Raw genomic sequence first — 13,486 nt, forward strand, 5'->3', positions numbered from 1 at the left:
ATTGAGAAGGAAGACCTGGCGCCCGTCCCCAGGAACAAAACCAGACACCGGCGGGGGGAAGCAATGTTGCGTCCCCCACCCCGCCCGGTGCCCTTCCGCACGGTGGCTCCCCGGTCCGGGGAGGCGGTGGCCGACCGGGCGGCGCTCACCTCACGCGCGCGGGCCCGGTACGGGCCGGTGTCACCAACCGCGGGCGCGCCACTGCGGCAGCTGCGGACGCTCGTCGCCGAGCGTGGTGTCGTGGCCGTGGCCCGGGTAGACCCACGTCTCGTCGGGCAGCTGGTCGAAGAGCTTGGTCTCCACGTCGTGGAGCAGGCTCGCGAAGGCCTCGGGGTCCTTGTGCGTGTTGCCGACCCCGCCGGGGAAGAGGCAGTCCCCGGTGAACAGGTGCGGGGCACCGTGCGGGTCGTCGTAGACCAGCGCGATGGAGCCCGGGGTGTGACCGACGAGGTGACGGGCGGTCAGGGAGACCTCGCCCACCCGGACCGTGCCGCCGTCGTCGACGAGGACGTCGGTCGGGACCGGGATGCCCTCGGCGTCGTACCGCCCGGCGTAGGTGCGCGCTCCGGTGGCCGCCACCACCTCGGCCAGCGCCTGCCAGTGGTCGCCGTGCCGGTGGGTGGTGACGACGGACGCGATGCCGTCGTCACCGATCAGCCGCAGCAGCGTCCCGGCCTCGGCGGCCGCGTCGATCAGGAGCTGCTCGCCGGTGGCCCGGCAGCGCAGCAGATACGCGTTGTTGTTCATCGGGCCGACGGCGACCTTGGAGATCATCAGATCCGTCAGCTCGTGCACATCCGCGCGCCCGCCGACCTTGACCGCTCCGCTGTACGTCATGCGTCTCAGCCTATAGCGGGGGCAGTACGGGAAGCGGGCCGCCTTCGACGGTCAGCGCCGCCCCGTCGCGGCGCCCGCAGAGCCAGCCGAGGAGGTCGGGGGCCGCGCCGCGGACCGTGACGGGGCCGCCCTCCGCGCCGCCGCCGGTCGTTCTGATCGGTCCCCGGCCGTCGGCCAGCCTCGTGGACACGACATCGGGGTGCCCGTCGAACCGCTCGGCGAGGAACTCGATCTCCCGGGAGACGAACTCCTCCGGCAGGTCCTCCAGCTCGTAGCCGATCCCCAGGTCGACATGGTGCAGCTCGACCTCGACGCGGCGGCGGAAGGGGATCCGGGAGGCGGAGTCCGTCACGCCGTTGCGCAGGGTGACCGTGCGGGACCAGTCGGCCGGGGCGGAGGCGGCGGCCACGAAGCGGTCCGCGCTCCCGGTCAGGTCGGCCAGCTGCTCCGCCTGCGGCCGGGGGGCGTCGCGCTCGATGTCGCGGTCGCGGGTTTCGCTGTCTGCGTACATGGGCCGGCCCTGGAGAACATTTACGAGCGCGTCGGCGTTACGAGAGAGGTGCGCAAGGACATGGCCGCGGCTCCAGCCCGGCAGCCGCGACGGCTCGGCGAGTGCGGGGGCGTCCAATTTTCCGGTGGCGCTGAGCAGTCGGTCGGTTGCTTCACGTACGGCGTCCCGGTCGCGCGCATGATCAATCATGAGGCTGAGCCTAGCCTCGCCACTCATTCGGGTGAAGGAGTCCATGGCCGTCCGTAAATCGAATGTGCGTGCTATACGCTCGGAGTCGAAAGCTTCGTACATCGCTGTGGCGCCCCCCATACCCTGGGACAGGGGCTCAGTTCCCCCACTTCTCTCCAGAAAGGTGCGGACCGGCGTGGCCGACCGTCTCATCGTCCGTGGCGCTCGCGAGCACAACCTCAAGAACGTCTCGCTCGACCTCCCTCGCGACTCCCTGATCGTCTTCACCGGGCTCTCCGGGTCGGGCAAGTCGTCCCTTGCGTTCGACACAATTTTCGCCGAGGGCCAGCGGCGCTACGTGGAGTCCCTCTCCTCGTACGCCCGCCAGTTCCTCGGCCAGATGGACAAGCCGGACGTCGACTTCATCGAGGGACTCTCGCCCGCCGTCTCCATCGACCAGAAGTCGACCTCGCGCAACCCGCGCTCGACGGTCGGCACGATCACCGAGGTCTACGACTACCTCCGGCTGCTCTTCGCCCGGATCGGCAAGCCGCACTGCCCGGAGTGCCGCCGGCCCATCTCGCGCCAGTCGCCGCAGGCGATCGTCGACAAGGTGCTCGGCCTGCCCGAGGGCAGCCGTTTCCAGGTGCTCTCGCCGCTGGTGCGCGAGCGCAAGGGCGAGTTCGTCGACCTCTTCGCCGATCTGCAGACCAAGGGCTACAGCAGGGCCCGGGTCGACGGCGAGACCATCCAGCTCTCCGAGCCGCCCAAGCTGAAGAAGCAGGAGAAGCACACCATCGAGGTGGTCATCGACCGTCTCACGGTGAAGGACAGCGCCAAGCGCCGGCTGACCGACTCGGTCGAGACCGCGCTCGGGCTCTCCGGAGGCATGGTCGTGCTCGACTTCGTCGACCTCCCCGAGGACGACCCCGAGCGTGAGCGGATGTACTCCGAGCACCTCTACTGCCCGTACGACGACCTCTCCTTCGAGGAGCTCGAACCGCGCTCCTTCTCCTTCAACTCGCCCTTCGGCGCCTGCCCCGACTGCACGGGTATCGGTACGCGGATGGAGGTCGACCCGGAGCTGATCGTCCCCGACGAGGAGAAGTCGCTCGACGAGGGCGCGATCCACCCCTGGTCGCACGGCCACACCAAGGAGTACTTCGGCCGGCAGATCAACGCGCTCGCCGACGCCCTCGGATTCCGTACGGACATCCCCTGGGCCGGTCTGCCGCAGCGGGCCAAGAAGGCGCTGCTCCACGGCCACAAGATCCAGACCGAGGTCCGCTACCGCAACCGCTACGGGCGGGAGCGCGCGTACACCACCCCCGCCTTCGAGGGCGCGGTGCAGTTCGTCAAGCGGCGGCACTCCGACGCCGAGAGCGACTCCAGCCGGGAGCGTTTCGAGGGCTACATGCGCGAGGTGCCCTGCCCGACCTGTGAGGGCACCCGGCTCAAGCCGATCGTCCTCGCGGTGACGGTGATGGAGAAGTCCATCGCCCAGGTCGCCGCGATGTCGATCAGCGAGTGCGCCGAGTTCCTCGGCCGGATGAAGCTCAACGCCCGCGACAAGAAGATCGCCGAGCGGGTGCTGAAGGAGGTCAACGAGCGGCTGAAGTTCCTGGTCGACGTCGGCCTCGACTACCTCTCGCTCAACCGCGCGGCCGGCACCCTGTCCGGCGGCGAGGCCCAGCGCATCCGGCTCGCCACCCAGATCGGCTCCGGCCTGGTCGGTGTGCTGTACGTGCTGGACGAGCCGTCCATCGGCCTGCACCAGCGGGACAACCACCGGCTGATCGAGACCCTGGTCCGGCTCCGTGACATGGGCAACACGCTCATCGTCGTCGAGCACGACGAGGACACCATCAAGGTCGCCGACTGGGTCGTCGACATCGGCCCCGGCGCCGGTGAGCACGGCGGCAAGGTGGTCCACTCCGGATCGCTAAAGGAGCTGCTGGCCAACGGCGAGTCGATCACCGGCCAGTATCTGACCGGCGCGAAGTCGATCCCGATGCCCGACGTCCGGCGCCCCGGCGACCCGCAGCGCATGCTCACGGTGCACGGCGCCCGGGAGAACAACCTCCAGGACATCGACGTCTCCTTCCCGCTCGGCCTGCTCACGGCCGTCACGGGCGTCTCGGGTTCGGGGAAGTCGACGCTGGTCAACGACATCCTCTACACCCACCTGGCACGCGAGCTGAACGGCGCCAAGTCGGTCCCCGGCCGGCACACCCGGGTCGACGGCGACGATCTGGTCGACAAGGTGGTGCACGTCGACCAGTCGCCCATCGGCCGCACGCCTCGGTCCAACCCGGCGACGTACACCGGCGTCTTCGACCATGTCCGCAAGCTGTTCGCGGAGACGATGGAGGCGAAGGTGCGCGGCTATCTGCCGGGCCGCTTCTCCTTCAACGTCAAGGGCGGCCGCTGCGAGAACTGCTCCGGCGACGGCACCATCAAGATCGAGATGAACTTCCTGCCGGATGTGTACGTCCCGTGCGAGGTCTGCCACGGAGCGCGCTACAACCGGGAGACCCTGGAGGTCCACTACAAGGGCAAGTCCATCGCCGAGGTGCTGGACATGCCGATCGAGGAGGGCCTGGAGTTCTTCGAGGCCGTTCCGACGATCGCCCGCCACCTCCGTACGCTCAACGAGGTGGGCCTCGGATATGTGCGGCTCGGCCAGTCCGCGCCGACGCTCTCCGGCGGTGAGGCGCAGCGCGTGAAGCTCGCCAGCGAGCTGCAGAAGCGCTCCACCGGCCGCACGGTCTACGTCCTGGACGAGCCGACCACGGGTCTGCACTTCGAGGACATCAGCAAGCTCATCAAGGTGCTCTCCGGGCTGGTCGACAAGGGCAACTCGGTGATCGTCATCGAGCACAACCTCGATGTGATCAAGACCGCGGACTGGGTCATCGACATGGGCCCCGAAGGCGGCAGCGGCGGCGGTCTGGTCATCGCCGAGGGGACTCCGGAGGAGGTCGCCGGGGTTCCGGCCAGCCACACCGGCAAGTTCCTCCAGGGCATCCTGGACCCGGACCGGGTGAGCGAGGCCGCGGTGCCCGCGGCCCGCAAGCCGGTGCGGAAGGCGGCCGCGAAGAAGGCGGTCGCCGCGAAGTCCGCCCCGGCGAGGAAGACGGCCACGGCCAGGACAGGCGCGGGCAGGACCGCGAAGTCCACCACGGCCGAGACCGCCAGGACGGCCGCGGCGAAGAAGCCCGCGGCGAAGAAGCCCGCGGCGAAGAAGCCCGCGGCGAAGAAGGCGACCCGCGCGCGCAAGGCCTGACCTCCCTGCGTCGCGGCGGCGGCTCCCGGACCTCCGGGGGCCGCCGCTCGCGTTCTGCCGCCGCTGAGCCGCTGAGCCGCTGACCAGGAACAACCGGTCTCGGGTGGCCCGGCCGCAGGGCCGTCGGTCTCCGCCGGTATCGTCGGTTCTGTCACCGATGGCTCTGATGGCTCCGATGCCCGCGGTACTCCTGGTACTCGCGGCGCCCCGGTCGCGCCCGGTGCCCATCCGCCCCTCCGACCAGTGGAGACCGCATGTCCGGCCAGCCCGCCGCCCGCCGTACCGTGCTGAAGGGTGCCGCTCTCGCCGGTGCCGCCGGGCTGGGAGTGGCCGCCTGCTCGACCGAATCGAAGCTCGGCCACGCCGAGACGCCGACGCCGACCGCTCCCGTCGAGCTCGGTGCGCCGGACGAGATTCCGGTCGGCGGTTCCAAGCTCTACCGCAACGAGCGGGTCATCGTGAACTGCCCGGCCAAGGGCCAGTACAAGGCGTTCAGCGCCCAGTGCACCCACGCGGGCTGCCTGCTGGACAAGGTCGAGGACAACGTGGGGAAGTGCCCCTGCCACGGCAGCCACTTCGACACCACGACCGGCAAGGCCATGCGCGGCCCGGCGACCGCGCCGCTGCCCTCGGTCCCGGTCAGGGTCGAGGGCGGAAAGCTGATCGCGGGCCCCGACGCCTGACACCGGTCGCGGACCGGTCCACTCCCGGTCCCGGTCGAATTCACTCCCAGTCCCAGTCGATGCCGACCAGACCGGGCCGTACCCCCTGCTCCACCAGGTGAACGGTCCGGTGTCGGCCGGTCAGCGTGAGATCCCTACGGGCGCCGCGCGACGCCCCCGCCGAGACCTGTGCGAAGCGCCGGCACCGTACCGGCAGCGCGGCCTCGTCGAAGGCCACCTGCAGCACGTACTGCCCGCCGCCGAAGCTGAACCCCCGCACGTACTCGCCGCACGGACCTCCCGTGCCGTCGTCGAAGCCGTAGCCGAAGAGGTACGTGTCGCCCGCCCTCAACCGGGTGTCGAAGAGCAGCTCGGCGACGAGCACCCCCGTCCCGCGGTCCCAGCGGACCCGCCCCGTCCGGCAGTTCTCCCGTGCCGTCACTGTCACCCGCGCCGGATCGCAGCCCGGATCGCCCCGGTGGACGGCGAGGTAGCGGTCGATGTCGTCCCGGTGGGCACGCACCACATGCTGCGACTCGCGCTGCCGCAGCTCCCGGCCGGGACCGATCCGTACCCGCTCGTGATGCCCCACCGTGTGCAGTCCGCCGTCCACCGGTGACCCCATGGCCGCCAGCAGCCGCTCCACGGCGCCGGACGACTCCATCAGGGAACGGTACGAACGCGCGGCCGGACGGTCGGCTTCCGGTCGTGCGCTCCCGGTTCCCAGCAACCGGAGGAGCGAGTTCCCCGGCAGCTCCAGCACCTCCTCCAGCGCCTTCACGGCCCGCAGGGACTCGGCGCGCTGCGGGCGCCTGGCCCCCTGCTGCCAGTAACTCAGGCTCGTCACCCCGACCTTGACCCCGCGGTGCGCGAGATGGTGCTGCACCCGCTGGAGCGGCAGCCCCCGCACCGACAGCGCGGTGCGCAGTGCCAGATGGAACGGGCCGGTGTGCAGCACCTGCGCCAGTTCGGCCTCGGTGTGCTGCATGAGGTCCTCCAGGTGAACGTTCACGACGCGGCGTGGGAGACCGCGGTGGTGGGGGCGGTGCCGCAGGTGGCCGGGGGAGTGCCGTTCACGTATCCGCCACGCCGTTCACACCGCGATGTTCCCCCGCATTGAAGCGTGTTGACCCGTCCCCGACAACGGTTGATGCTCCTCGGACAGCGTCCGGACGCGCTCCTCCGATCCCACAGCCCCCGCCCCGGGAGGAACGTCATGCGTAACCGAAGAATCCGAACGGGACTGCTCCCGGCCATGGCCGCCCTGGCCGCCGCACTCCTCGCCGTACCGACGGCGACCGCCACGGCGGCGCAGCACCCCACCCCCGCCGCCGCGGCGCGAAGCGCCACCGCCGGCAGCTCCGTCGCCGCCACCCAGCGTCTGAACATCACCATGCAGGCCCAGGAGAAGACCAACTGGTGCTGGGCGGCCTCCGGCAACACCGTCGCCACCTGGTTCGGCCGGAACTACTCGCAGAACCAGTTCTGCAACGCCGCCTTCGGCCGAGCACAGGGCTACGAGTGCCCCAACTCGCAGGCCACGCTCGGCAATGTCCAGGACGGTCTCCACTGGGCCGGCATCAACCCTGGTTCGTACGTCACCGGCTGGCTGCGCTACCCCACCGTCCAGGCCGAGATCGCCGCGGGCCGCCCCGTCGAGACCCGCATCCAGTGGTCGGCGGGCGGCGGCCACATGCATGTCCTGTACGGGTACGACGACGCGAACAGCTGGGTCTACTGGGGCGATCCCTGGCCCTCCAGCAACCGCTACAACTGGGCCTCGCACGCCTGGTACGTGAACAACAACGAGTTCTCCTGGACCCACTCCCTCTACCGGATCGGAGCGTGACGGAATGATCCACGAGACCGCACGCGCCGCACACGGCATACGGTCCCCGCGGGCCGCCCGGTCCGCGGCCGCCGCCCTGGCAGCCACCGGCGTCCTGGCCGGCGCCGCCCTGCTCACCGTCGCGGCCCCCGGGACGGCCGCCGCCACCGGACCCACCGCCGGTCCGGCCGAACTGGCGGCGGCCCGACAGGTGGCCGGCGACGCCGCGACCCTGGACACCCTGGCCCGGTTCTTCGCCCGCGAGGGCACGATCACCAGGTCGGCGGCGGCCCCACGCATCGAGGGCGCCGCCGTTCCCGTACACACCCTCGATCCGGACTTCGTGGCCGGGCAGCCGGGAGCGCCCGTCGCGAGGCTGGACTACCTCGCCAGCACGGCCGTCTCCTCGGACGGCCAGAAGGCGTCGCTGTGGACCCTTCCGAAGGAAGGGAAGGACGGCGGCTGGCAGGTGGTGAACATCGCGACCGGCGACGACGAGACGAGGTACGCCGCCGCGGGCGCCCGCAAGCTGCCCGGCGGCACGGTCTTCCGTGAACCGCAGGTGGACGCCTGGTACGTCCAGAAGGGGACGAAGGTGCTCCCGCTGGACCAGGACGCGGTCCGCGCGGTCGGCGCCCGGGGCACCACGCTGGTCGCCTATCGCGCCCGGGTGCGCGCCGCCTACGGCGACAAGCTCCCCGGCTCCGGATACGCCCGCTCCGGCAAGGCGGGCGGCTACTCCCCGTCCACCACCCCCGCGCCCGGCAGCCGGGAATCCCGCACGGTCGCGGCGAGCACGGGCTCCGGCACGGTGCTGACCGCCACCTCGACCGCCGCCGGAGCGGGCGCCCTCGTCGTGCTCGCCCTCAGCGGCCTCACCGTCCTGCGCAACCGTCGCCGCCACCGGGAGACCCCGTGACCGGCAGCGGCACCCCCTGATCCCGTGCTCCGGGGCGCGCTCCCGCGATCCGCGCCCCGGAGCACGGCACCCCCTCCGGCCCGGCCGCACTGTCACTGCCCGCAAGTAGGGTGGGACACATGGCAGACCCCTCCAGCTACCGCCCCAAGCCGGGACAGATCCCCGACTCCCCGGGGGTCTACAAATTCCGCGACGAACACCGCCGGGTGATCTACGTCGGAAAGGCCAAGAACCTGCGCCAGCGCCTGGCCAATTACTTCCAGGACCTGGCCGCGCTCCACCCGCGTACGCGCACGATGGTCACCACGGCCGCCTCGGTGGAATGGACGGTCGTCGCCACGGAGGTCGAGGCCCTCCAGCTGGAGTACTCCTGGATCAAGGAGTTCGACCCGCGGTTCAACGTCAAGTACCGCGACGACAAGAGCTATCCGTATCTCGCGGTCACGCTCGACGAGGAGTTCCCGCGCGTCCAGGTCATGCGCGGAGCCAAGAAGAAGGGCGTGCGCTACTTCGGTCCCTACGGGCACGCCTGGGCCATCCGCGAGACGGTCGACCTGATGCTGAGGGTCTTTCCGGTGCGTACGTGCTCCGCCGGAGTCTTCAAGAACGCCGCCAGGACCGGCCGCCCGTGCCTCCTCGGCTACATCGGCAAGTGCTCGGCCCCCTGCGTCGGCCGCGTCACCCCCGAGGAACACCGCGAACTGGCCGACGACTTCTGCGACTTCATGGCCGGCCGGACCGGTACGTACATCCGCCGCCTGGAGAAGGACATGATGGCGGCGGCCGAGGAGATGGAGTACGAGCGCGCGGCCCGGCTCCGCGACGACGTGGAGGCCCTCAAGCGGGCCATGGAGAAGAGCGCCGTCGTCCTGGCCGACGCCACCGACGCCGACCTGATCGCGGTCGCCGAGGACGAGCTCGAAGCCGCCGTCCAGATCTTCCATGTGCGCGGCGGCCGGGTGCGCGGCCAGCGCGGCTGGGTCACCGACAAGGTCGAGAACGTCGACACCTCGGGTCTGGTCGAGCACGCGCTCCAGCAGCTGTACGGCGAGGAGACGGGCGACTCCGTCCCCAAGGAGGTCCTCGTCCCGGCCCTGCCCGAGGACCCGGACGCGGTCTCCCAGTGGCTCGCCGGCCGCCGGGGCTCCCAGGTCAGCCTGCGCATCCCGCAGCGCGGCGACAAGAAGGACCTGATGACGACGGTCCAGCGCAACGCCCAGCAGGCCCTGGGGCTGCACAAGACCAAGCGCGCCTCCGACCTGACCACCCGCTCCCGCGCCCTGGAGGAGATCGCCGAGGCGCTCGGCCTCGACACCGCCCCGCTGCGCATCGAGTGCTTCGACATCTCGCACCTCCAGGGCGACGATGTGGTCGCCTCCATGGTCGTCTTCGAGGACGGCCTCGCCCGCAAGAGCGAGTACCGCCGCTTCCAGATCAAGGGCTTCGAGGGCCAGGACGACGTCCGGTCGATGCACGAGGTGATCGGCCGCCGCTTCAAGCGGTATCTGCAGGACAAGGAACGGACGGGGGAGTGGGAGGAGACCCCCGCCCCGACCGGACCGGTCCCGGCACCGCAGACCGACCCGGCGGCCCCGACCGACCCGGCGGCCCCCACCGACCTGGCGGCCTCGACCGATCCGGCGGCCCCGACCGACCCGGACGTCGTCCCCGATACGGACGTCGTCCCCGATACGGACGCCGTCCCCGATCCGGATGCCGAGCCCCGTGAGGACGACGGGCGTCCCAAGCGGTTCGCCTATCCGCCGCAGCTCGTCGTGGTCGACGGCGGCCAGCCGCAGGTCGCCGCGGCCAAGCGGGCCCTCGACGAGCTGGGGATCGACGACATCGCCGTCTGCGGCCTCGCCAAGCGCCTCGAAGAGGTCTGGTTGCCCGATGACGACGACCCCGTCGTCCTGCCCCGTTCCAGCGAGGGCCTCTATCTCCTCCAGCGCGTCCGCGACGAGGCCCACCGCTTCGCGATCACCTATCAGCGCGCCAAGCGGGCCAAACGCATCCGTTCCAGCCCCCTGGACGCCGTCGCCGGTCTCGGCGAAACCCGGAAACAGGCGTTGATCAAGCATTTCGGCTCCGTGAAGAAGCTGAAGCAGGCGACAATCGACGAGATCTGCGAGGTTCCGGGGATAGGCCGCAGGACGGCGGAATCAGTGGCTGTCGCCCTCGCCTCGGCCGCCCCGGCCACGCCCGCCGTGAACACGGCGACAGGAGAGATCATTGAAGAGGACGACGGGGGCAGCACGACATGACCGAGCGTGAAAACGAACACGAAGCCGAGCGCGAGCAAGAAGTCGAGCACGACGGTACCGACCGAGCAGACGGAGCAGGACACGTGAGTACGGGCACCACGATCGAGACGAGCGACGGGAATGCGGCCATTCCCGAGCTGGTGATCATCTCGGGGATGTCGGGCGCCGGGCGCAGCACGGCGGCCAAGTGTCTGGAGGACCTCGGCTGGTTCGTCGTCGACAACCTGCCGCCCGCCCTGATTCCCACCATGGTCGAGCTCGGCGCCCGCTCGCAGGGCAACGTGGCGCGGATCGCCGTCGTCGTCGACGTCCGCGGGCGCCGCTTCTTCGACAACCTCCGCGAATCCCTCGCCGACCTGGAGGCCAAGCACGTCACCCGGCGGATCGTCTTCCTGGAGTCCTCCGACGACGCCCTCGTCCGCCGCTTCGAATCGGTCCGCCGCCCGCACCCCCTCCAGGGCGACGGCCGGATCGTCGACGGCATCGCCGCCGAGCGCGACCTGCTGCGCGAGCTCCGCGGCGACGCCGACCTGGTGATCGACACGTCCAGCCTCAACGTGCACGAACTGCGCGCCAAGATGGACGCCCAGTTCGCCGGCGACGAGGAGCCGGAGCTGCGCGCCACGGTGATGTCGTTCGGCTTCAAGTACGGCCTGCCGGTCGACGCCGACCTGGTGGTCGACTGCCGCTTCCTGCCCAACCCGCACTGGGTCCCCGAGCTGCGCCCGTTCACCGGGCTCAACGAGGAGGTCTCCGCCTACGTCTTCGACCAGCCCGGCGCCAAGGAGTTCCTCAACCAGTACACGGAGCTGCTCCAGCTCATCGCCGCCGGGTACCGCCGCGAGGGCAAGCGCTATGTGACGATCGCCGTCGGCTGCACGGGCGGCAAGCACCGTTCGGTCGCCATGTCCGAGAAGCTGGCGGCCCGGCTCGCGACCGAAGGCATCGAGACCGTCCTCGTCCACCGGGACATGGGGCGCGAGTGACCAGCCGCAATCTGCGCCTGCGGCGGTTGCGCAGGGCCACCTCTGCGCTGTCCGGCCGCAAGCGCGGCGCGCAGCCCAAGGTCGTCGCCCTCGGCGGCGGCATGGGCCTGTCCGCGTCGCTCGCGGCGCTCCGCCGGATCACCGGCGATCTCACCGCCGTGGTCACCGTCGCCGACGACGGCGGCTCCAGCGGCCGGCTCCGCGAGGAGCTCGGCGTCCTGCCGCCCGGCGACCTGCGCAAGGCGCTCGCCGCCCTGTGCGGTGACGACGACTGGGGCCAGACCTGGGCCCGGGTGATCCAGCACCGCTTCCAGTCCAAGGGCGATCTGCACGAGCACGCGGTCGGCAATCTGCTGATCGTCGCCCTCTGGGAGCAGCTCGGCGACCATGTACAGGCTCTCGACCTGGTCGGCAGGCTCCTCGGGGCGCACGGCCGGGTGCTGCCCATGTCCGCCGTGCCGCTGGAGCTCCAGGCGCTCGTCCGGGGACACGACCCGGCCCGCCCGGACGACGTGGACACCGTGCGCGGACAGGCCACCGTGGCGCTCACCCCCGGCGAGGTGCAGTCCGTCCACCTCGTCCCGCACGACCCGCCGGCCGTCCCCGAGGCCGTCGCCGCGGTCCTCGACGCCGACTGGGTGGTGCTCGGCCCGGGGTCCTGGTTCTCCTCCGTGATCCCGCACCTGCTCGTCCCCGAACTGCTCGACGCGCTCGTCGAAACCAAGGCCCGCAAGGTCCTCTCGCTCAACCTCGCACCGCAACCCGGTGAAACTGATGGCTTCTCCCCGCAGCGTCATTTGGAGGTTTTGGGACGACACGCCCCTAAACTCGCCCTGGACGTGGTGTTGGCCGACGAAGCCGCCGTGCCCGATCGTGAGTCCCTCGCCGATGCCGCCAAGCGGCTCGGCGCCGCGGTCGAGCTGGCGCCGGTGGCCTCACCCGACGGCGTTCCGATTCATGATCCGGAGCTGTTGGCCGCCGCGTACGACCGTATTTTTCGGATGCATGGAAGGATCGGCCCATGGCGATGACGCCGGCGGTGAAGGACGAAATTTCCCGGCTTCCCGTGACCCGGACCTGCTGCAGAAAAGCAGAGGTCTCGGCGATTCTTCGGTTCGCGGGTGGACTGCACCTGGTGAGCGGCCGGATCGTGATCGAGGCGGAGCTGGACACCTCGATGGCGGCGCGCCGGCTGAAGCGGGACATTCTCGAGATCTTCGGGCACAGCTCGGAGCTGATCGTGATGGCGCCCGGCGGGCTGCGGCGCGGCTCCCGCTACGTCGTGCGCGTCGTGGCGGGCGGCGACCAGCTGGCCCGCCAGACCGGTCTGGTGGACGGCCGCGGCCGTCCCATCCGGGGCCTGCCCCCGCAGGTGGTCTCGGGGGCCACCTGCGATGCCGAGGCCGCCTGGCGCGGTGCCTTCCTGGCCCATGGCTCGCTGACCGAACCGGGCAGGTCCTCCTCCCTGGAGGTGACCTGCCCCGGCCCGGAGGCGGCGCTCGCCCTGGTCGGCGCCGCCCGCCGGCTCTCCATCGCGGCCAAGGCCCGCGAGGTGCGCGGGGTGGACCGGGTCGTCGTCCGCGACGGCGACGCGATCGGCGCCCTGCTCACCCGGCTGGGCGCCCACGATTCGGTGCTGGCCTGGGAGGAGCGGCGGATGCGCCGCGAGGTCCGCGCCACCGCCAACCGCCTGGCCAACTTCGACGACGCCAATCTGCGCCGTTCCGCGCGGGCCGCGGTCGCCGCGGGCGCCCGGGTGGGGCGCGCGCTGGAGATCCTGGGCGAGGAGGTGCCCGAGCACCTCGCGGCCGCCGGCCGGCTGCGCATGGAGCACAAGCAGGCGTCCCTGGAGGAGCTGGGCGCGCTCGCCGACCCGCCGCTGACCAAGGACGCGGTCGCCGGCCGGATCCGCCGACTGCTGGCGATGGCCGACAAGCGGGCCCAGGACCTGGGGATCCCGGGCACCGAATCCACCCTCAGCGAGGAGCTCGCCGACGGCCTGGTGGGCTGACCCGCGACGGCGGT

Annotated in this window: 11 protein-coding genes; 8 read left to right on the forward strand and 3 right to left on the reverse strand. The window is 71.1% G+C overall.

What is annotated here, in order from left to right:
* Positions 1 to 180: 180 nt before the first annotated feature.
* Together ACFVX4_RS16580 and ACFVX4_RS16585 are read right to left on the reverse strand one after the other, a co-directional pair.
* On the reverse strand, positions 181 to 837 hold the full coding sequence (locus ACFVX4_RS16580; RefSeq protein WP_389977189.1) for an MBL fold metallo-hydrolase: 657 nt from the start codon (positions 835 to 837) through the stop codon (positions 181 to 183).
* Positions 838 to 847: 10 nt separating this feature from the next.
* Positions 848 to 1,537, reverse strand: a complete 690-nt coding sequence (locus ACFVX4_RS16585) for a maleylpyruvate isomerase family mycothiol-dependent enzyme (protein ID WP_389977192.1) — start codon at positions 1,535 to 1,537, stop codon at positions 848 to 850.
* A gap of 175 nt (positions 1,538 to 1,712) precedes the next feature.
* Here ACFVX4_RS16585 and uvrA point away from each other — a divergent pair, with 175 nt between their 5' ends.
* The gene (gene uvrA, locus ACFVX4_RS16590; protein WP_389977195.1) at positions 1,713 to 4,802 is read left to right on the forward strand and encodes an excinuclease ABC subunit UvrA; all 3,090 of its coding nucleotides are present in this window, start codon (positions 1,713 to 1,715) and stop codon (positions 4,800 to 4,802) included.
* Between the two features lie 254 nt (positions 4,803 to 5,056).
* Positions 5,057 to 5,485, forward strand: coding sequence for a Rieske (2Fe-2S) protein (locus tag ACFVX4_RS16595; RefSeq protein ID WP_389977198.1), 429 nt, complete (start codon positions 5,057 to 5,059; stop codon positions 5,483 to 5,485).
* A gap of 40 nt (positions 5,486 to 5,525) precedes the next feature.
* Here ACFVX4_RS16595 and ACFVX4_RS16600 read toward each other — a convergent pair whose 3' ends face one another.
* Positions 5,526 to 6,452: a hypothetical protein gene (locus ACFVX4_RS16600; protein WP_389977200.1), complete on the reverse strand. Its 927-nt coding sequence runs from the start codon at positions 6,450 to 6,452 to the stop codon at positions 5,526 to 5,528.
* 228 nt (positions 6,453 to 6,680) lie between these two features.
* On the opposite strand from ACFVX4_RS16600, the gene ACFVX4_RS16605 reads away from it, so the two are divergent.
* The 6 genes from ACFVX4_RS16605 to whiA all read left to right on the forward strand — a co-directional run bounded on the left by ACFVX4_RS16605 (position 6,681) and on the right by whiA (position 13,472).
* Positions 6,681 to 7,313, forward strand: coding sequence for a papain-like cysteine protease family protein (locus tag ACFVX4_RS16605; RefSeq protein ID WP_389977203.1), 633 nt, complete (start codon positions 6,681 to 6,683; stop codon positions 7,311 to 7,313).
* 4 nt (positions 7,314 to 7,317) lie between these two features.
* Entirely contained in the window at positions 7,318 to 8,211 is an 894-nt protein-coding gene (locus tag ACFVX4_RS16610; RefSeq protein ID WP_389977206.1) for a hypothetical protein, read from the forward strand.
* A gap of 119 nt (positions 8,212 to 8,330) precedes the next feature.
* Positions 8,331 to 10,475, forward strand: a complete 2,145-nt coding sequence (gene uvrC, locus ACFVX4_RS16615) for an excinuclease ABC subunit UvrC (RefSeq protein ID WP_389977209.1) — start codon at positions 8,331 to 8,333, stop codon at positions 10,473 to 10,475.
* Positions 10,472 to 11,461, forward strand: a complete 990-nt coding sequence (rapZ, locus tag ACFVX4_RS16620) for an RNase adapter RapZ (protein WP_266420903.1) — start codon at positions 10,472 to 10,474, stop codon at positions 11,459 to 11,461. Before uvrC ends, rapZ begins: the two co-directional genes overlap by 4 nt.
* Positions 11,458 to 12,492: a uridine diphosphate-N-acetylglucosamine-binding protein YvcK gene (gene yvcK / locus ACFVX4_RS16625; protein WP_266420905.1), complete on the forward strand. Its 1,035-nt coding sequence runs from the start codon at positions 11,458 to 11,460 to the stop codon at positions 12,490 to 12,492. Before rapZ ends, yvcK begins: the two co-directional genes overlap by 4 nt.
* Entirely contained in the window at positions 12,483 to 13,472 is a 990-nt protein-coding gene (gene whiA, locus ACFVX4_RS16630) for a DNA-binding protein WhiA (RefSeq protein WP_093539665.1), read from the forward strand. The genes yvcK and whiA overlap by 10 nt, the downstream gene beginning before the upstream one ends.
* Positions 13,473 to 13,486: the final 14 nt, after the last annotated feature.

Source organism: Streptomyces sp. NPDC058240 (assembly GCF_042882135.1).
In the GTDB taxonomy this organism is placed as follows: domain Bacteria; phylum Actinomycetota; class Actinomycetes; order Streptomycetales; family Streptomycetaceae; genus Streptomyces.